Here is a 20,206-nt window from a genome sequence, read left to right as displayed (position 1 = left end):
GACCAATGGATCCTATTTTTGACTTATTATAGAAATAACGACTCTCCCAAAATCTATTCTATAACAATTCACTTGCAAAAACGTTACTTATGATTATGAGAAGATACTTTTCCATACTATTAATTCTATTCATTTTTAGTAGCTGTGATGTTTCAACACTTTCTGATGCAGACGCAAAAAATATAGAAAAATTAAAAGTACATATTCAAATTAAAGATGGTGACAGAGAAGACGCTTTAAACCAAGTAAAAGTAGTACTGACGGATGGTAAAAAAAAGATAATTAATGAAAACATAAAAGTGTTATTAAATGGCTTTCCTTTGGAATTATATGTAAAAAACGAATTGTACTATACAAAAACATCGTTTTACCGAACGGATAGTTTACGCAGAAGCGATTCTTATTATTTTGAAATCATTTTACCTGATAGCACTACCTATCCTTTAGCTTATATAAAGCCTTTGATTCAAAACAGAAATACCGAATTTAATATCCCAGATCGTATCTCAACAAACGAGGATTTTGTTTTTAATTGGAATCATCTTTACACACCACATCATTTGGAATTTCAAAAAGGAACACTAGTTATTAAAGAAACTTCAGAAAATATAACCCAACACGGTTTTGGAGAAAGACAAATGGACACGCTAATAGTTGCCTCTGGTAACTATACCATTCCTAAATCTTATTTTAATGATTCTTTAACCATTCCAACACGTTTAGAAATTAAACTAGAAAGAATAGAATATGGTTTGACAAACCCTAAATTAATAAAAAATAGTACTATTGAGTACAACCGTACCCTTGAAAAAACAATACATTTTGACGAAAACTAAAAACATGAAAATAATGAACAAAATCTGGATATTTATACCTCTTGTACTACTGCTTTCTTGTAAGGAAAATGTTGAAAACGAAAAAGAAAACAAAAATAGCAACGAAGAAGTATCAAAAGACAGCATCGTTACTCAAGAGGCTGCTACCATTAAAGACACTCTCACTGTAAAAGAAAAAGTCACAAAACAACCTAATACTATATACATCGATACTTTAGATTTTGTAAGCTATAATGATGATGGAGATTATTATTTGCTTCATGCGAATAAGGGCAGTGATGCATTGAGTTTTATAAACAGTAAGATTGAGGATAGGGATTTTTTAAAAGGTGATATCATAGAAATTAAATGGATAAAAGATACCATTTACATTGCTGGTGAAGGCGATATTCCAATGCTAACAGAAGTAATTGTCAATTCTAAAAAAATTAAGGATGGCAATATTTCAAAATTCAGAAAACAGTATACCAAAAAACTTATAAATACTGCACCTGAAGAAAATAATTATACGCAAAGTTTTCTTGAGGATAGCTATTCGGTTGTAGAATATTATATTGCTAACACTACTAATGAATTCATAAAACAAAGTCTCCAAAACAACGAGCAGTTGGGATATTCCATAGAAACACGGACCAAAAACGACAAAGAGTATTCTGTATTCGGAATTTTTAACACTTTTGAAGAGAAAACCAATACTATACAATGGCTATACTATGAATATAATGATACCACTAAATTATATGAATATGACTTGCCAAATGACGAGCTTATAGAATTCAAATAAAGATTTAAAAATTGTAATTACATAATAGGCTTATAGTTCAAATAGCAATAAAATTAATGTTATAAGTAATTTAACAACGAAAAAAACTAATGAACAAACTCGTAATCACGTTAATATTATTAATAGCAAGCTTTAGCATAAATGCTCAAAATATAAGTAAAGATTCAATTATTAATTTTGATGAATTATCTGAAAATGAAATTTATAACATTCAAAATGAGGGTTGGACACTTACCTCGCTTGATAATAAAATTTCTTTAACTAATTTTTCAAATAAAGACTATATTCTTTTTTTTCCCATTCATTGCAAGGAATCAAAAATGCCTAGTTTTTTAATTGAATTTACAAATAATTATAGAGATGGCTATCGCGGTGGATTAGATTTTACTTCATCGAAATCAGAACGTTTTAAAAAGATCGTGTTTTTAATAGATGAAGAAATGTTCGAAAATCCGTTTAAAAATTATGACAAAGTCACCTTTGAAAACTTTAGAACGGCCTTAAAAAAAGGTACAACCCTAACCATTATTTTTTTTGACAATGAAATGAATCCTGATACAGGTAAAAAAGAACTAATATTAAATAGAGCGATTGATTTCAAATTAAACAACAATCATTTATTAGATGAGACTGTTGATTGCGAAAAGTAATACAAATCTAACATTTCTTAAAAAAGACCAATTCTCCAATTGTAACTTTTGAAAACCTATTTCCTATTAATTCATCTAGAAATCTTCTAATCTACCATACAACTATTCAAATATGGCTTAATACACCCCGAATTGACATTAACACCTTTTACTTAGTGTTTACTAAGTTACTTTTGAAGTATCAAAAAAAAGAACAATGACAAACCTTTTTAGAAAAATACTAGGATTAGGCCCTTCAAAGCCAACCAACGTAAGACCTCAGCAAACAAAAACGACTGTAAAACCTGTTGACCAAACAACAGAAGAACTGTCAGATTTAAATATATATCCTTCATTAGTTTCAGGAAAGACTACTGAATTTGACATGAATAACGAAATTGCTGCCGTCTTTTATGAGCGTGATTCTATTTATGCTAATATCTATACTACCTACGTAATGTTAGATGATATCAATTTAGATAAAGTAGGTGATCCACAACTACTCCATATTAAAACCGCAACTCAAAATGAAGACTTTTATAATATGCTTGTAGAAAAAGGAGCTCAAAACTTAGATAATAGGGCTGCTAATTTTGAGTTTTGGAATCCTATAGATGACAAATTACCGTATCAAGTTTTATCCTCTAAACTTTCTTTTATTGCATCAGAAAGTATCCTAAGTAAAAAGCATATGCTAGAAGCTCATAAAATGCTAGATTGCGATGAGTTAATGGTATCAATCCCCAGAAAAGGACTCATTTTTATAGCTGACAATAATTTAGAAGCTGAACATAAAAAGAACTTTATGAATATGCACGCATATTTAATTCAAGACAACAAATATAATTTAGAATTTTTATGTGAAGATATTTTTATGGTGAAAAATGGTGAAATTGAAGGTGTGTTAGAAATAAACCAACTTTCTGATTTAATGAGAAATAAATAGTCAATTTTTAATTTTTAACTTAGCCGTAAGAAAGGAAATATAAAATTATGAAAAAACAAATCATATTATTAATCACGGTACTTTTTAGTGCTACTTTATCTTATTCGCAACCCTGTCCTTTTACATCATTAAAAGTTTATCTAATTGATGATGGATCTGAAACTAATATTAGAGCAAGACCCAATGGAAAAATAGTGCTAAAACTTAACCACGAGCAAGATTATTATGCTGTAGAACTACTAGCAATAAAAAAGGAATGGTTTAAAATCAAAAAGATTAGAAGTATTGAGGGTAATAATATTAAAATCCCCGGTGACATAGGTTGGATTCATAAATCAGTAATCGGAGCGGCAACACGAAAAGATGTAAAACTATTAGACGCACCTATTAATGGAAAGTTTGTGGGAACTATAGAGCAAGAAACAGGTGTTAGCATACGCGATGTATGTTCTGATTGGGTTAAAATTGAATACAATGGCTTAATCGGCTGGATAGCTTCAGAATTGCTATGTGGCAACCCCGTAACTACCTGTCCGTAAAACGGAGTCTTTTCACTTTTAATAGAATTTACAAATAATTATCAATGGATTCCAAAATACAAAATTGTAAAAGCATAAAGTATTTAGCAATCATTATAAGCTAACAAACCCCACCGAATATGTATTCAACCCTACCGAATCAATATCGGTATATATAGCTTCACTGTTCTTACTATACATTTGATTTAAATAACAACGAAAAATTGTTATTAACACTTAAATAAAGGTCAATGAAGAAATTATTAACTCTCGTATGTATAATTCTTAGTTGCAATAGCCCTGCTTTTAGTCAAGAAGAAGAAAATTATTATGACAACTTATTAGCTACATCTTTTAAAGCGTATCAAGAAGTAGATATGAAACTGTCCAATTATATGTACTCATTCATAAAAGAACGATTTACGCAACACCTTAATGATTCTACTAGTTTTTCAAACCCGCATGATAGCCTATCAAAATACGTAAGTATTAGACGTTCTTCTGATGGTTTAGTGAAAACATACTCATGGAGTGAAAGAGATTACGGTTGTTGCCATGGTACAGAAACCTACGCTCAATTTAAAACACCTTCAGGCTCTGTAAAATATATTGACTTAGATGAAGAGCCAGAAGGATATGAAGAAGTGTTTATTACGGATTTACAATTGATAAAAATTAAGGAAAAATCATATTACCTTGTTCTTGGTAATGGTACCTGCTGTGGCGGCAAACATTATAGTACTGCGAGAATTTTTGAAATAAAAAATGATGCGTTGTACAAATGCGATAATCTATTTAATAACGAAGCAGCCCTTTATATTGGTGCAAATAGGTCACAAACCATAGCATTAAAATATGATTCTGAAAAAAAAATATTATCCTATAATAGTTATGGTGATCTTGATGATACTGGATTTTACGCAAATAAGAAAACCGTAATACTATTGAAATTAACAGAAAATGGGTTCAAAAAAGCCTACTAGAATATATAACCTACGATTACGAAAATCTCAATTATCTGCTATTCCGTAACGTCTTGAGGTATTAAAAATATCGCTTTTTAGACTTAACAGATAATAAAATTGATATTTATAAAATTCATATCTATGGCTCTTTATTTCAAATATGGATTAAAACACCCCGAATTAACATTAGCTCCTTTCATTCAGCCCGTTCACGATTACTTTTGATGTAAAGTTATTAAACAAATGATATAACTGACATATCAAAAAATAAAAAGATGAAAGAAAACATAAAACTAACTGCAAAAATTACTGGTAAGACGGCTCTTAAATGGGTTTTTATTTTCGCAACGGGTAATCTAATAACACTGATCACTTTTCTAATAGCACTTTTTAGTATTATTGAACTGGCGGGCGGTGGACACGGAAGTATTATTGCTCTATTTGTAGGGTTACTTTCTACAAACTTCTTTGCATTTCTCTTAATTTTCGGAGCTCCTATTTTTATCATTTTATATTTTATAATTGCAAATAAAATTTCAATCCAAAATGCAATTTATCTTTTATGGGAAGGTAAATTAGGTGATTACATCTCATCTAAAGTGGGAAATATGACTAGAACACTTACTCAAAAAGAAGGATGAAAAAAGGAACTTTCTGATAAAGCCGTATTAAAAGCACAACTATTTCAATCTGCTAAAAACGATGTCGACACTTCAAAATTTCAACGTAAAGTTATAAACTTTGGACTAAAAAAAATTAAACTTGATGACGTAAATTTTCAAGATAAAAACGTAGACCTATCTCATGTTATTACAGAAAAGTTCAACAATTTTATATCTGAAACGGTTAAACCATCGTTAAAGTTATTCTGGGGCTTAGTTCTCATTCAAATTGTGCTATTAATTAGCTCTATACTTATAAACTAAAACCGATCATAAACTAGCCCATCCGTAATGTCCAAAAAATTAAAAATAATTGTAGTTACACTAGTCGTGGTAATCATAACTACCATCTATTTTCTGATACAAACATCTGGAGTTTATTATAAATCATATAGCCCAGACGGACAATATAGTAGATATGCATCAGTGAACACTTATTTCTACAATGCCCCTTTCTCGAAATTTAGTGACCAATCAGGAAAAGTTTTTGTCTATGATGAAATTGAGAAAAAAATAGTAGGCTACGCTCCTGTTGAAATGATATCTAGTGTTGAGTATTCGGAATGGGATGAAACCTCTTTGAGCTCTCGTGGTGGTTATTCTATTGAACTACCTCGGAAAATAAATACCAATCTAGTTTCAAAATATCAAAAATCGACACCTGTACTAAATCAATGGAATCTCTCTATTCAGGGTGAATACTACAGTATTCATAAATCCAATCAGCGACTAACTGTTAAAGATAAAAACGATAAAATAATTTTAAAAGACATCAAATACATAGCTCAAATTAATAACGACAGTGTACAGTTACTGAATAAAAAAACAGAAATGCTGTATGTAAACAAACATTTAAAACCGTTTACAGAAGCCATTATAACAACACCTCCCTTCTATGGCGTTTGCGGTAATATATCTACTTACAGTCTAAAAATAGTAGAAAGCAACAACTATTATATTCTAAAAAAAGCGGAAAGCTTTACGAACACTAATTTTGATAGCTACAAAACTATAGATTCCATAAATAAAATCGATGTCAAAAATATCTATTTTCTAAATAATAAACGACAATTAGAACATGACGGTAACTTCCCCGCTTTAGAATATGTAATCATAGATTTTGGAGATTCTTTCGGAATATTTGAAGAGAAATATGGCATCCAATATTTTGACCATGTTGATAGTACAAAAAACCCAATAAAAGTAATGCGAGATGGGCTTTATGGATATTATAACACGACTCGTATTAAATATTTAGAGCTCCTCCCATTTGAATTCAATTTAGCTGAATTTAAAAATTCAAATGATAGAAAAGGTTATATAGACAGAAACGGAAACGAATACTATTAATAATACACATTTAAAATGAAAAACATACAAATCATTATTTTTTTAGCTTCATCAAATCTTTTTGGTTAAATATGGACCGCAGAAGAGAATGTTGATAAAAGCAATTTAAGTCCATGGAAAGTTGATAAAATAGAGGAATATGAAGGGGCTTACTTCTATGGAGAGTCTGAAGCAGAATCGGTATTTACTATTGCAATTTTCGGAAATTTAATAACTGCTCAATTAGAAAATGGAGATTGGAAAATAGAAAATGGAGAAGTAATTGGTTGGAATTCAAACTATACTAATTATACTAATGTTAAAATTGAAGGTAATAAATTCTATTCAGATGAAACCAATGGTGAGTTTGTAATTTACTTTTATGATAATAGAAGTATTAAATGCTTAAAAATGGAAAATCCACCTGTGCAAATGAGTAGTGATGGTGAATTTGAACTAGGTCTTTTCAGCGTCAACTTAGAGGAGCATAATTACGGTTACTACATTCAGACCAAATTTGAAATACTTGACTATAATCACCTAAAATCAATGTCCTTAGGAGAATTAATAATAATGAGAAATGAAATTTATGCTCGTTATGGTTACATTTTTAGAAAAAACGGTGCAATGGCTCTTTATTTTGAAAATCAAGAATGGTATAAGGGCGTTTATAAAAACATTGATTCCTTTTTAACCGCGATAGAAAAAAGGAACCTATTAAACATTCAAAAAATAGAAAAAGAAAAAATAAAATCTAATGAAAAATAAAGCATTACTCCTATATAGTATTCTGCTAATATCCACTATTGGTTCATGTCAAAATACGGACAAAACGGATATTAGCACATTAAAAGTAACATCAGAAATGATTGCAGAACAAGAGGCAAAATGTCTTGACACCTACTTAATTACAAAAATTAAAGACTATAACCGTGATTTAGACACCCTATCGGTAAAAGAAATTAAAAAATTAATCACCGAAAATTTCAAAAACCTTAAAAAAAATAAAGAAGATTTTATTTCTAGAAATGAAAATGCCCTTTATCAAGAAAACAACTATTTTGATTCTTTAACAAAACCTTATCTACTTACAGACGAGAAACTAACTGATAAAGAGAATACTCTTAAAAAGCTTGTAAATAACAATCATATAAATTACCGTGACACCATATTAAAAGGTATCTATTTTAACCAATCATTTAAAGAAAACAAAAGTTATATCAAACCTATAGTTAGAAATAATGGGAGCACTGTTTTTAAATTTTCATCAGAAAAAACCATCTACCCCTTCTATAATTTAAATTTCCATTCAGAAGAAGATGTTCAAATAACCGACATCTATTATCACGACAGTAAGGAAAATAGCCTACCAACAGCTGAAATCCATTTTCCATTAAATCCTATTAAAATTCCACAAATGAAACATGTGGATAGTGTTGCAATGTCTTTTAAAGTTAGATATCTTTCGAAAGTAGATACACTCCACTTTACAAAAGCAGATATAGGGGTTCAAAAAGGAAAGGTAAAACTGCTTAAAATGGAAGACAATTATGTTGAATATGAACTACCTTATGATTATTATCCATATCATAAGGGCACCTTACTTGAAAAAGTTTTTTACAATAAAAAAGCACAAGTACTTGATTCAGAATATTCATTAAGTAATACGAACCATGAAACGGCTCAGGAATACTATCAAGATAATTTAAACCACCTACAAGACATTGTTAGTGCTATAAAAAATCTCAATACTAGAGAAGAAATTTATCTAACCTTACGCTATATAGCATTGAAAAATGCTAATATTTATTTAAGGAGTAGAGCAATAAATAGACATCTCCTTAAGGGTAACGTTTCTTCATTTACCTTGTATTTAGAAAACACAAGAGATACTATATCATTTTCTACAATTTTAAAAAATATTGATTCGGTAAAGGAAGTCTATGTCAATACGTTCGAAGAAAAAACAGAGTTTATAGATAAGAATGGTAAATTCATTTCTAGCATTCCACACGAAATCACTTTTTTGAAATCAAGCCGTGGTAATATCCAATCTACTTCTTACTTTCAAATATTAAATGAAAGTTACAAATTTGATTATTATTTTTTTAACAGTAAAAACGGTAAGTATAGAGCACTACCCTACTCAAACATGGAGTATTTATGTCCGTCGATATTGATGGTTAGCTCAAAAGATGATAAAGGTATTTCATTAGGTATTCAATTGATAAGTACGTTAGAGCCTAAAGTATTGACTGATGTTGCTTTTAATAATTTTAGAAACTTAAATTATTCAAAAGAGGGCATTGTAATGTATACAGACGGTAGCTATTACAATCTGTACGATCAAAACAATCAAATAATTACGCCATATACTTCAACACCAATTACTAAAATTACGCCTAAAAAAATCGAGTATTAAAAAATGAAACTAGATCCAATTTACACAATTAGCTTTTTGGCATTAACCCTATTAATGATCCATTTTTTTATTAAAAGATTATCTGGTAAAAAAGGTTGTATGACGTATGGTTATATTGGGTTAATACTATTTTGTATCAATGTTTTTGCTATTTTTTCCTGGGTATTTATGTACACCAGTACGAAAGACTTATATGCCATAACAACATCTGGGCAACAATATACTGCAACTGTGATTAGCTTCACAGAAGAACAGCATTATGATTCTGAGGACAATAGATATTATACAATGTACCAGCCCACAGTTGAATTTACTACTGAAGCAGGTAATGTAATTGCAAAAGAATTAGATTTCTCTACATCAGGTTTAGAAGTAGGAGATACTTACAAGGTGAATTATAATGAAACCAACGATAAAGTGATAACTTTAGGTTTTACATTAGTGATGAAACTAGTGGGTTCTTTTATTTTTTGCTTTATCTTCACACTACTTTTGGTTGGTGTTGTTAAATTTTCCTTAGGTCATTCTATGGAAAGCTATAAGGCCTTTACTTCTAAAATTGGTTTTCAATTTTTTATCCCATTTTTGATGATTGGTTTTAATCTTTTACTGATATATGGAATTTTCTATGGAAATGAAGTCCCTTTATTTGTTACCGGATTATTAATCTTTTTTTCTGTGATGCTCGGTTTGGGAACCTTAGGTTATTTAAAAATGATTTTTACCAAAGGTGAACCTAAAATGAAACGCGTTGGTGTTAACAAATGGGCTGGAGATTGGGAAAGTGACGGAGCTGAAGAAAAATATTATCAAGAGCGATACGAGAAAGAGAAAAAATGTAAAAATAAACGCCTTTAATCTACTTTAGATGATCTATAATATATTGCATTTTTTCAAAAAGTAAACCAACATGAATTCCGTCCATCAAGGCATGGTGAACCTCAACAGAGAATGGCATAATTTTACGATTATTTTCATGATAATACTTGCCAAAAACTATTTTAGGTATGCCAATACCTTTCTCATTACCATTTCGTGCATGTTTAAATCCCGTTATTGAAACCCAAGGTATTGTGGTACTATGAACAACAGCTATAGTATTAACATCTGAATCACCAACAATACCCTTTTTAAGATTTTCTATCGTCCTTAAACCATTTTCTATAAATTCAAAAATAGAAGAAAACGATTCAAAATGACAAAATGAAAATGTGTCATCATCATTTAAAACAGTAGAACTAATATCTATGTCTTCAAATGCTATAACCTTTCCATCATCTAATCGAAGTTTAAATTCAGGAATTTGATTCATTGCTTTATTTGTGACATACAAACCGGCCAGAAAAAAGGACAACTTATGGACTTTGCAAAAGCGATATAAATTGGTTACCTCTAGTGTAGCCGTGATATTAAAAAAAGGATCTTCATAATTTTTAAAAAAATTATACTGATTTTTTCTATCCCAATTTTCAATATCAATTATTTTCATGTGGTCGTCTTTCAAAAATTAAAAATACAAACAAAATAATTTAGTTTCATTCTTAATTTAAAAAAAATGAAATTCGCACATCAATTCTAAAATGAATAAAATCAATGGCTACTTTAAAACAGAACACACATTTATTAGCTTCCAAAAAACTAGTTGGATCTGTAATCTCAATTACAAAAAATAACGCCAAAGTTTCACTCCAAATTACTAAAGAAATGGTTGTAGATAAGTATAACCTGGCTCATGGTAGTTTTACTTTTGGATTGGCAGATTATGCGGCTATGGTTGCCATTAATGAACCTACCGTTGTATTAGGAAAAGCTGACACAAAGTATGTAAAACCAGTAATTCTAAATGATGAATTAACCGCTATTGCTGAAGTTACCACTACTAATGGTAAAAAAGTAACTGTACTTGTAATGGTAACTAATCAAAAAAATGAACTTGTTTTTGAAGGTAATTTTACGTGTTTTGTCTTAGACAACCATATTTTAGAAAAGTAATTTATTCCTTTTGGTTAACCGTATATGTTCTCCATTTTTCTATACACTGAACAATATCTTCAGGTATTTCAGAATTAAAACGCATAAACTCTCCAGTTGTTGGATGTTCAAAACCTAAGGTTTTAGCATGTAAGGCTTGCCTTGGTAATACTTTAAAACAATTGTCAACAAATTGCTTGTATTTAGTAAACGTCGTTCCTTTTAAAACGGCATTACCACCGTAACGTTCATCATTAAACAAGGTGTGACCAATATACTTAAAATGAGCTCTAATTTGATGTGTACGACCTGTTTCTAATTTACATTGAACTAGCGTAACATAACTAAACCTTTCTAAAACTTTATAATGTGTAACCGCATGTTTACCGTGTTCTCCATCCGGAAAAACGCTCATTTGTAAGCGGTTTTTTAAACTCCTACCTATATTACCTTCGATTGTACCTTCTTCACCTTCTACATTACCCCAAACTAAGGCATAATACAAACGCTCTGTAGTTCTATCATAAAATTGATTGGATAAATGAGACATGGCATGCTCGGTTTTAGCCACTACTAATAATCCACTAGTATCTTTATCAATACGATGTACCAAGCCGGGTCGTTCGTTTGAGTTTGTCGGTAAATTTTCTATATGATGGATTAATCCATTAACCAAAGTACCACTATAATTTCCGTGACCAGGATGAACAACCATACCCGCGGGTTTGTTAACTACCATCACATCATCATCTTCATAAACTATATCTATTGGAATATCTTCAGCAACTAATAAGTTTTCATGCGGTGGATGTGCCAATACTACACGAACAACATCAAATGGTTTTACCTTATGATTTGATTTTACAGCAACATCATTTACCAATACATTACCAGCTTTTATGGCTTGTTGAATTTTATTTCGAGTTGCATTTTCAATAAAGTTCATTAAAAATTTATCAACCCTCAAAGGATCTTGACCAGTAGAAGCAGTAAACTTATAATGCTCATACAAATCGTCTTCATCTGATTCTATTTCGTGTTCCAACATTTTATTGTTTAGAGGTTCCTTCATCAATTCCTTCATTAGTACCATCCCCAGTTCCGTCGCCCAACACCAAATCTATTAGCGAATTTTTTGGAACTAAATCTCCCATCTCTAATTCTTTGCCTTTATATTTCATTTTACGAACTACATCTTTACCTAAGTCCGGTATATATTGATATTTTCCGATTTTAAACCCAATAGATTTTAAATGTGTCTCCACTTGTCTTTTCGTTTTATTCAACAAGTCAGGCATTGCTATTTTTTTATAGCTAGATGGGTTTAGCGTTAAATATATTTTACGACCATCTTTAACAAAATCTCCCGCTTCCGGATCTTGATCAATTACCGACTTTGGCGGATAATCAGGATTGTAACTTGCAGAATCTTGAATCACAAAATTTAAATTAAGATTAGATAACGTAGTTTCAGTATCTGATAAAGACATCTTTTTTAAGTCTGGAACCAATATTTTTTGATCGTGATTTGTGGTAACACTCATCATGGCTTTTAGTCCAAAAATCAATGCAATCACAATAATCCCCATTAAAATAATGGTTCTAATAAATATTTTACTTTTTAAATACTGAAGTAGTTTCATAAATGTTTTGTTAACATTACAAACTTACACAAAAAAGAAAAAAGCTATCTATTTTTTTGATACTTTTGTTTATCAAATTATTAGAATGCAGAATATAGCTATTATTATGGGAGGCTATTCCTCCGAAGTGGAAATTTCTTTAAAAAGTGGAAATGTAGTTTTTAACAACCTAAATAGAACTCATTACACCCCTTATCGGGTTCATATTTTAAAAGAAAAATGGGTAGCGTTAGATGATAACAGCACCGAATACCCAATTAACAAGCATGATTTTTCTACTGAAATTAACGGAAAAAAAATCACTTTTGATTGTGTTTTTAATGCCATTCATGGTAACCCTGGAGAAAATGGTGTGATACTAGCCTATTTTAAATTGTTAGGTATTAAACATACCTCTGCACCTTTTTACCAAATGGCATTGACCTTTAACAAGCGTGATACTTTAAGTGTGGTAAAAGCCTACGGTATTAAAACCGCAACTTCCATTTATTTAAATGAAGGTGATACCATAAATGAAGACGCCATATTTAAAAAAATAGGATTACCTTGTTTTGTAAAACCCAATAATGCGGGTTCTAGTTTTGGAATTTCTAAAGTTTCGAAAAAGGAGCAACTCGCTGAAGCTTTAAAAACAGCTTTTAAAGAAGATTCTGAAATTTTAATTGAATCTTTTTTAGATGGTACCGAAGTTTCAATTGGTGTTATAGAGTATAAAGGTAAAGTAAAAGTGTTGGCACCGACAGAAATTGTTTCAGAAAATGATTTTTTCGATTATGAGGCCAAATATTTGGGTAAAAGTCAAGAAATTACTCCTGCACGTATTTCAGAACAAAAATTACAGAATGTAAATGCCGCTGCAGCACATGTTTATAAAGTTTTAGGTATGAAAGGTTTTTCAAGGGCCGAATATATCTTTATTGGTGATGAACCTTATTTTTTAGAAATAAATACCGTTCCTGGTTTAACAACTGAAAGTCTATTACCAATGCAAGCAAAAGAAGCAGGTATTTCTTTAACTGATTTATTTGGAAATGCTATTGAGGAGGCTTTAAGTTAAATACTTCTATCCCTCCGTCCTGAACAAATCGTCAGGACACCTTCTTTTACACAATGGAGTAACTAGCTGCAAATAAAATTTTAGTCAATAAAATTCAAATAGTATCTGGTTCCCCTCTTGTGCAAAGAGGGGAATGAATTCTGTATTTCACAGAAGAAAGGGGAGATAGATTTCTATCCTTCTCTCTCCGTAATCAATTAGTATTAATTCTTCTCCTTATTAAGAAGGAACATATTTATGCATGCGAGAGCCAAAGTATAAAGACGAGGTGTTTTATGAATCAACTTCAAATAATTTCCTAACTCACTGTAACAATTTCACCTAAAACACAACCTATACATACAATTACGAAAGATTATTGTAATTGTAATAACATTAATTTAAACCTAAGCACAATGACATCACACGAAATAGATTATACCATTTACGGAGAAGAAATGCAATATGTAGAAATAGAACTAGACCCACAAGAAGCTGTAGTTGCCGAAGCCGGAAGTTTTATGATGATGGATAACGGTATTAAAATGGATACTATTTTTGGTGATGGTTCTGGACAAACAGAAGGTGTTTTGGGTAAATTATTTTCTGCAGGAAAACGACTGCTTACTGGAGAGAGTTTGTTTATGACCGTTTTTATGAATGCTGAACAAGGCAAAAAGAAAGTTTCTTTCGCTTCTCCTTATCCGGGTAAAATTATTCCACTTGATCTAACTAATTTTAATGGAAAATTCATTTGTCAAAAAGATGCCTTTTTATGTGCAGCCAAGGGTGTTTCTGTAGGGATAGAATTTTCTAAAAAACTAGGAAGAGGCTTATTTGGTGGTGAAGGATTTATTATGCAAAAATTAGAAGGTGATGGTATGGCATTTATGCATGCGGGTGGAACGGTTTCTAAAAAAGAATTGCGTGCAGGAGAAAAATTAAAAGTAGATACGGGTTGTCTCGTTGGCTTTACCCAAAACGTTAATTATGATATTGAATTTATTGGAGGTATTAAAAACACCGTTTTTGGTGGTGAAGGCTTGTTTTTTGCAACCCTAACAGGTCCTGGAACTGTTTACGTGCAATCTTTACCTTTCAGCAGATTAGCTGGTAGAATTATTGCATCTGTACCAAGATCTGGTGGTAAAAGCAAAGGAGAAGGTAGTATCTTAGGTGGTATTGGTGACTTATTAGATGGGGATAATAGGTTTTAGACTATCTCTCCACTGATATAATAGTTCAATTCTCTTCCTTTAAAAAGAGGAGTGAATTTATACTTTCGATACCAAAAAAATACGTGGTGGTTTCTAATTACTTTTCTTTCTTTCCTTTATAAAGTCGCTAAGTATTTTACCATACTTAGAGTCTTTAATTTCTGGAGTTAGACTGTTATTAACGCTATCTATCCAAACAATATTTGCATCACTAAATTCAGTTAATGCAACAAATGGAGCCACTTCTTTATCACTATTGTTTATTGCGAAATTTATAGCGTATCTATATCTGCTTTTTAATAACCTATCAATAGCATTTGATACAGAGTCTATTCTCACCGTATCATTATCTCTTTTCGCTTCAAAATCAGCCTTTAATAAATCCAATCGCTTTCCGCTGTACTTATTTTTAATTTCATTGTATTCATTCAGCAGTTTTTGATTGCTTAAGCCATTAACCTCAGCAGCAAAATTAAATTTATCTAATTTAGTATTGATTGTTATGGTACCTTTTTCACCAAAGAATGCTATTTCTTTACTTGGCGATTTATCCAAGGATAGAAAATACATTTGAGGACTTTCAACATCACAGGTAAGCGTAAATGTATCTGTACCATCAAGTGCTATTGAATCAACAACAACAAATATTGAATCATTTTGTTTTTGAAGATATAAGGTACCCTTTTTCATATCTTTGATCTTACCTTGTACAATCATCGTGTTTTCAGATTTCTTTCCACACGCTACAAATAACAAGGTAACTAAGGCAATAACAATTGTATTTTTCATTGAATTAAGCTAAAATTTTCGGATGCAAATATAGTGGTCTTTACTTAATGTTTGAAGGTATTACGCACAAAGTATTCAGAATTCTGTCAAAAAAAAAAGTTAGAGTCATAATATAGGTATCCTCTTTTCTAATTTAATCAGTCTCAACTTTAGCAACTTTTTACTGAGCAACAATTTGCATTAAGATGGTACACGCAATAGCACCAACCGTACCCACCGCATAACCAAATACCGCTAACAAAACTCCAACGGTTGCTAATGAAGGGTGAAAAGCAGCAGCCACTATTGGTGCCGACGCTGCACCGCCAACATTGGCTTGACTACCTACAGCCAAAAAGAAATAAGGAGCTCTAATTAACTTGGCAACCAATATTAAAAGTGCCGCATGTATTGTCATCCAAACAAATCCAATAGCTAACAAACCTAAATTTTCAAATATTTGAGTTAAGTCCATTTTCATACCAATGGATGCTACTAGAATATAAATAAACACACTACCAAATTTACTTGCCCCAGCTCCTTCATAATTTTTTGCTTTTGTAAAAGATAATAGTATTGCAATTATGGTTGATAAACTAATCATCCAGAAAAATTCTGAATCTAAAAAAGTAAAGACATTCTTTGTTGTTGGATTTTCAATTCCTGTAACAACATTTGAGAAAAAATCGGCCAAATAACCGGCACCAAAATGAGCAAAACTCACTGTACCAAAAGCAATGGCTGCCATTATCATCAAATCATTTAAACTCGGGTTTCTTTCTATTTCTGCTGAATAGTTGGAAACTTTCTCCTTCAAGCTTTCTATTGCCGAAGTATCTGCTTTTAACCATTTATCTATACGTTTTGATTTACCAATACCAATAAGCACAATGGCCATCCAAACATTAGCGACAACAATATCAACAAACACCATTCCTCCATACAACTTCTGGTTAAAACCGTATATTTCTAACATTGCAGTTTGATTGGCTCCACCACCAATCCAACTACCAGCCAAGGTCGCTAAACCTCTCCATACGGCATCAGGGCCTGCACCACCAACAGTTTCTGGTGAAAAAAATGAAATTATTAAGATGGCTATTGGTCCACCAATAATGATCCCAACGGTACCGGTAAAAAACATGACTAAGGCTTTCCAACCTAGGTTAAAAACGGCCTTTAAATCAATACTCAAAGTCATTAAAACTAAAGCAGCCGGCAATAAGTAACGACTAGACATATAATACAAACTGGTACTATGTTCTGTGACTTCACCGCTGTCAGAAACCGTTTGCCATTCTGGAGCAATTAAACCTGTAGTTGTAAATACCGCTGGTAACATATACGCTACAAATAATGCAGGGACAATACCATAGAATTTAGACCAAAAACCTTGTTTTTTTGAAGACGTATAAAAAATAAAACCTAATGCTACCATTAGTAGTCCAAAAACAATAGTGTCATTGGTTATAAACGGGGATGTATCCATAATGTTTGTTATTCGCTATTTGTATTATTTATTTTTAGTATTCTTTATTCAAAATCAAGAGGTTCTTAGCAGCATTGAATTATGCTCTAAATATCAGAATTAGCTTATTGTCCTACCATAAAAATGGCATTACAAAACACCAACTTTCCGTTTTCCCAGAAACTTCTAAATAGTGGATTATCGGCCAAATAAATTACAGCTCCTCTTCCCATATCTTCTACACCAAAAACCAATGATTCGTCAATGTTTTTAAGGGCATTAACTCCTGCAAAACCACTCACTAAATCATTCTTGCTTTTTATAACACTCACATTACCTCCATCTTTTAAATAAGTGTAATGATTGCTATTTAAACGTAATGTATGATAGCTCTTTTGGTAACCAAAACCAAGTGGGTGGGTATTATCCATTGATGCTTTAAAAATACTTCCAGTAATGATATTAGATAAAGACTGTCTTTCTAAATTATCATAATCCTCTAAAATTAATTTTTCTTTCCATTCTTTATCCTCTTTCTCATTTTCTTTTTTATCATCTTCATCTTTAAATGTAGCCAAATCAAAATCGTCACTATCTGCAAAGGTATTTAGAGCTCTATCAATGGCTACTATTCGCCCTCCACTTTGAACCCATTTTTTAAGCTCACTCAATTTCTCCTTCTTTAAAATACTACCATATGAACCACTAGGTAAAACGAGAACATCATACTTATCTAAATTTATTCGCCCAAAATAGTCGGTATCTAAAACCGTTATTGGATATTTAATTTGTTGTTCAAAAAAGTGCCAAACTTCTCCAAAACCTAATGACGAAACACCATCGCCAGAAAGAACTGCTATTTTAGGAGCTTTTAAATAACTTACAGAACTAGACCCAAAATCTTTACCTTCAGAAACCAAACCTGTTGCAACACCTGTTACTACTCTATCAAATTTCTGAGTAGCTTCACTAACAATTTCATCGAACTTTTCACCTAATTTTTCATTACCTCTACGGGTAATTATTAAAGTTCCTGCATCATATTTTTTGCCTTCAACTGAAAAAGCCAATTGAGAAAACCTAACTTTCACTTTATGTTGTAATAAGTATGACAAAAACGAAACATCTGATGTACTATTCCATTTTGCCAAATAAGCATAAGGCTTTTCTACTCCAACTGGAGGTGCTCCTTTTACATCTTCAGAAACAGATTCCGAAACCAGCGGACTACTTAAAGCATAAGTCTCCAATCCTCTACTATATGGTAATGCCCACGCCGTAATATCATAAGTTAAAGAATCTACTATTTTGGTTTGAGGCTCAAACAACGCATTTATAAAATTAGATTTTGGCTGATTTGTGTTTATTACAATATCTCTTGAACTAATTTTTACAGATCTCGTTTTGTTACTTTGATAATCATATGCCTTAACCGAATTTGAAGCCTTAGACAAACCATATTTTATTTGATGACGATCTAATAATTCTTTTAAACTATTAATTTTATCCTTACCATTATTACCACTAACTACATAACTTTTGTATTTACCTTTTGGATTACTTCTAGCATTCTTAAAATAGGTAATAAATTCTTCTTGTAATTTATCCGCATTTAAAGAAGCCATTTCTATTGTCGATATTCCTGTAGTGTAGTGATGTGCGATTCTATCTTTTAACGTTAAAACGTCATCATCTGCAGTTGTAATTCCCAATCCTGCTCTTCCACTTCCACCTTGTTCATAGGTCATACCAATAGCTCCATTGTACAACGGATAAGTATCGCCATAGCTAGGATATAACAAATCAAATACCTCTTTTGTAAAATACAACCAGCCATTTTTATCGAAATACTTAGCGTGATTCGTTCCAATTGCTACTTGAAATTCTCGTTGAAAATCGGTTATTACCTCATGGTACGGTTCTGCTGCAGGAGCAAAATAATAAGGATTGTTAACGCCTTGTTCATGAAAGTCTACATGAACATGAGGCATCCATTTATTATATTCTTTAAGACGCGATTGCGTTTCTACTTGTGATGACCATGCCCAATCTCTATTTAAATCAAATAAATAATGATTTGCTCTTCCTCCGGGCCAAGGTTCATGATGCTCTTTTGAATCTGGATTTGTATTATAGGGTTTGTTTTGATATTGATTATACCAATTTACATATCGCTCACGACCATCAGGATTGATACATGGATCTATAATTACAATGGTATTTTCTAACCATTTTTTTGTTTCTGTATTATTGGGATCTACTAAAGCATATAAGGTTTTCATGGCAGCCTCTGTGCTTACAGATTCGTTTCCATGGACGTTATAACTTAACCAAACAATCGAAATGTCTTTCGCAGCTTCGCCTTCTAAAAGACCAATTGATTTTAAATGATTGGTTCTGATACTTTCTAATTTAGAAAAATTCTTAGGTGCTGTAATAAATGCCAACTGTAGTGAGCGATTTTCATATGTTTCGCCGTACTTCATAAGTTCAACATTTTCATTTTCGGTCGCAATATGCTTAAAATAATCTACTACTTGATGATGCCTAGTAAAACGATCTCCGAGTTCGTAACCCAAAAATTCATTAGGTGATTTAGATTGAGAAAATGAGAAATGAGAAATGAGAATAATTAGACTGAAGAGTATTATTTTTTTCATGGGGTAGTTTTATTGTTTCAAATATATACATAATGTTTATTATTTAAGATATACTTTTAATTAAAAAACTTAACCGAAATCTATACAATATTGAGTGTTGATTTATAGAAATATATAATGGAATGAAGTTACTTTGTAGCCTTTGGAAACAATTTTTATAAATAATAAATAGATTTAATCTTTCTTTTTAGGCTCTCGTTTAGCCTTTTTCAGCGTTTGTTGCAGCATCCACTCTATTTGACCATTGGTACTACGAAATTCATCCGCAGCCCATTTTTCAATAGCTTTGAAAGTCTCTTCATTTATCCGCAATGCAAATGCTTTCTTTTTTGACATAATACTAAACTACTTC

At 31.3% G+C, this 20,206-nt stretch carries 21 protein-coding genes; 14 read left to right on the top strand and 7 right to left on the bottom strand.

Annotation, left to right across the window (positions count from 1 at the left end; genetic code table 11):
* Positions 1–95 precede the first annotated feature (95 nt).
* The 11 genes from D3P13_RS18610 to D3P13_RS18560 all read left to right on the top strand — a co-directional run bounded on the left by D3P13_RS18610 (position 96) and on the right by D3P13_RS18560 (position 9,949).
* Entirely contained in the window at positions 96–836 is a 741-nt protein-coding gene (locus D3P13_RS18610) for a hypothetical protein (protein ID WP_117884516.1), read from the top strand.
* Positions 837–840: 4 nt separating this feature from the next.
* Positions 841–1,620, top strand: coding sequence for a hypothetical protein (locus D3P13_RS18605; protein ID WP_232829244.1), 780 nt, complete (start codon positions 841–843; stop codon positions 1,618–1,620).
* An 89-nt stretch (positions 1,621–1,709) separates the two neighbouring features.
* A complete protein-coding gene (locus D3P13_RS18600; protein WP_117884512.1) occupies positions 1,710–2,270 on the top strand; it encodes a hypothetical protein in 561 nt (186 codons plus the stop codon).
* 196 nt (positions 2,271–2,466) lie between these two features.
* Complete coding sequence (locus D3P13_RS18595) at positions 2,467–3,195, top strand: hypothetical protein (RefSeq protein ID WP_117884510.1); 729 nt, start codon at positions 2,467–2,469, stop codon at positions 3,193–3,195.
* Positions 3,196–3,242: 47 nt separating this feature from the next.
* On the top strand, positions 3,243–3,734 hold the full coding sequence (locus D3P13_RS18590; RefSeq protein ID WP_117884508.1) for an SH3 domain-containing protein: 492 nt from the start codon (positions 3,243–3,245) through the stop codon (positions 3,732–3,734).
* A 230-nt stretch (positions 3,735–3,964) separates the two neighbouring features.
* Positions 3,965–4,696, top strand: coding sequence for a hypothetical protein (locus D3P13_RS18585; protein ID WP_117884506.1), 732 nt, complete (start codon positions 3,965–3,967; stop codon positions 4,694–4,696).
* A gap of 257 nt (positions 4,697–4,953) precedes the next feature.
* Positions 4,954–5,319 carry a hypothetical protein gene (locus D3P13_RS18580; protein ID WP_117884504.1) on the top strand — a complete coding sequence of 122 codons (366 nt, stop codon included), beginning with the start codon at positions 4,954–4,956 and terminating at the stop codon, positions 5,317–5,319.
* Positions 5,320–5,631: 312 nt separating this feature from the next.
* Positions 5,632–6,690 (top strand): hypothetical protein, encoded by a 1,059-nt coding sequence (locus D3P13_RS18575; RefSeq protein WP_117884502.1) that lies wholly within the window; start codon positions 5,632–5,634, stop codon positions 6,688–6,690.
* A gap of 390 nt (positions 6,691–7,080) precedes the next feature.
* The gene (locus D3P13_RS18570) at positions 7,081–7,437 is read left to right on the top strand and encodes a YARHG domain-containing protein (protein WP_117884499.1); all 357 of its coding nucleotides are present in this window, start codon (positions 7,081–7,083) and stop codon (positions 7,435–7,437) included.
* The gene (locus tag D3P13_RS18565) at positions 7,427–9,091 is read left to right on the top strand and encodes a hypothetical protein (RefSeq protein ID WP_117884497.1); all 1,665 of its coding nucleotides are present in this window, start codon (positions 7,427–7,429) and stop codon (positions 9,089–9,091) included. Before D3P13_RS18570 ends, D3P13_RS18565 begins: the two co-directional genes overlap by 11 nt.
* Positions 9,092–9,094: 3 nt before the next feature.
* Complete coding sequence (locus tag D3P13_RS18560) at positions 9,095–9,949, top strand: DUF3592 domain-containing protein (RefSeq protein WP_157972964.1); 855 nt, start codon at positions 9,095–9,097, stop codon at positions 9,947–9,949.
* Between the two features lies 1 nt (position 9,950).
* Here the strand turns inward: D3P13_RS18560 and D3P13_RS18555 are convergent, their stop codons facing one another.
* A complete protein-coding gene (locus D3P13_RS18555; RefSeq protein WP_117884493.1) occupies positions 9,951–10,580 on the bottom strand; it encodes a CatA-like O-acetyltransferase in 630 nt (209 codons plus the stop codon).
* Positions 10,581–10,684: 104 nt separating this feature from the next.
* On the opposite strand from D3P13_RS18555, the gene D3P13_RS18550 reads away from it, so the two are divergent.
* Positions 10,685–11,083 carry a hotdog domain-containing protein gene (locus D3P13_RS18550; RefSeq protein ID WP_117884492.1) on the top strand — a complete coding sequence of 133 codons (399 nt, stop codon included), beginning with the start codon at positions 10,685–10,687 and terminating at the stop codon, positions 11,081–11,083.
* Position 11,084: 1 nt separating this feature from the next.
* On the opposite strand, the gene D3P13_RS18545 is transcribed toward D3P13_RS18550, so the two are convergent.
* Both D3P13_RS18545 and D3P13_RS18540 read right to left on the bottom strand, forming a co-directional pair.
* A complete protein-coding gene (locus D3P13_RS18545) occupies positions 11,085–12,134 on the bottom strand; it encodes an RluA family pseudouridine synthase (RefSeq protein ID WP_394336477.1) in 1,050 nt (349 codons plus the stop codon).
* On the bottom strand, positions 12,112–12,705 hold the full coding sequence (locus D3P13_RS18540; RefSeq protein ID WP_117884490.1) for a PASTA domain-containing protein: 594 nt from the start codon (positions 12,703–12,705) through the stop codon (positions 12,112–12,114). Before D3P13_RS18540 ends, D3P13_RS18545 begins: the two co-directional genes overlap by 23 nt.
* A gap of 85 nt (positions 12,706–12,790) precedes the next feature.
* Here D3P13_RS18540 and D3P13_RS18535 point away from each other — a divergent pair, with 85 nt between their 5' ends.
* Together D3P13_RS18535 and D3P13_RS18530 are read left to right on the top strand one after the other, a co-directional pair.
* Positions 12,791–13,762, top strand: a complete 972-nt coding sequence (locus tag D3P13_RS18535; protein ID WP_117884566.1) for a D-alanine--D-alanine ligase — start codon at positions 12,791–12,793, stop codon at positions 13,760–13,762.
* Positions 13,763–14,157: 395 nt separating this feature from the next.
* Entirely contained in the window at positions 14,158–14,958 is an 801-nt protein-coding gene (locus tag D3P13_RS18530) for a TIGR00266 family protein (RefSeq protein WP_117884488.1), read from the top strand.
* Between the two features lie 93 nt (positions 14,959–15,051).
* Here the strand turns inward: D3P13_RS18530 and D3P13_RS18525 are convergent, their stop codons facing one another.
* The 4 genes from D3P13_RS18525 to D3P13_RS18510 all read right to left on the bottom strand — a co-directional run bounded on the left by D3P13_RS18525 (position 15,052) and on the right by D3P13_RS18510 (position 20,190).
* Positions 15,052–15,747 carry a DUF4369 domain-containing protein gene (locus D3P13_RS18525; protein WP_117884486.1) on the bottom strand — a complete coding sequence of 232 codons (696 nt, stop codon included), beginning with the start codon at positions 15,745–15,747 and terminating at the stop codon, positions 15,052–15,054.
* Between the two features lie 160 nt (positions 15,748–15,907).
* Positions 15,908–17,215, bottom strand: coding sequence for a DUF819 family protein (locus D3P13_RS18520; RefSeq protein WP_117884483.1), 1,308 nt, complete (start codon positions 17,213–17,215; stop codon positions 15,908–15,910).
* A 104-nt stretch (positions 17,216–17,319) separates the two neighbouring features.
* Positions 17,320–19,854, bottom strand: coding sequence for a M14 metallopeptidase family protein (locus tag D3P13_RS18515; protein WP_117884481.1), 2,535 nt, complete (start codon positions 19,852–19,854; stop codon positions 17,320–17,322).
* Positions 19,855–20,028: 174 nt separating this feature from the next.
* Positions 20,029–20,190: an Arc family DNA binding domain-containing protein gene (locus D3P13_RS18510; RefSeq protein WP_117884479.1), complete on the bottom strand. Its 162-nt coding sequence runs from the start codon at positions 20,188–20,190 to the stop codon at positions 20,029–20,031.
* Positions 20,191–20,206 lie beyond the last annotated feature (16 nt).

The sequence above is a fragment of the Aureibaculum luteum genome (genome assembly GCF_003449015.1).
Lineage (GTDB): Bacteria > Bacteroidota > Bacteroidia > Flavobacteriales > Flavobacteriaceae > Aureibaculum > Aureibaculum luteum.
Note: the sequence above shows the minus strand (reverse complement) of the source record. Positions and strands in the feature narration are given on the sequence as shown.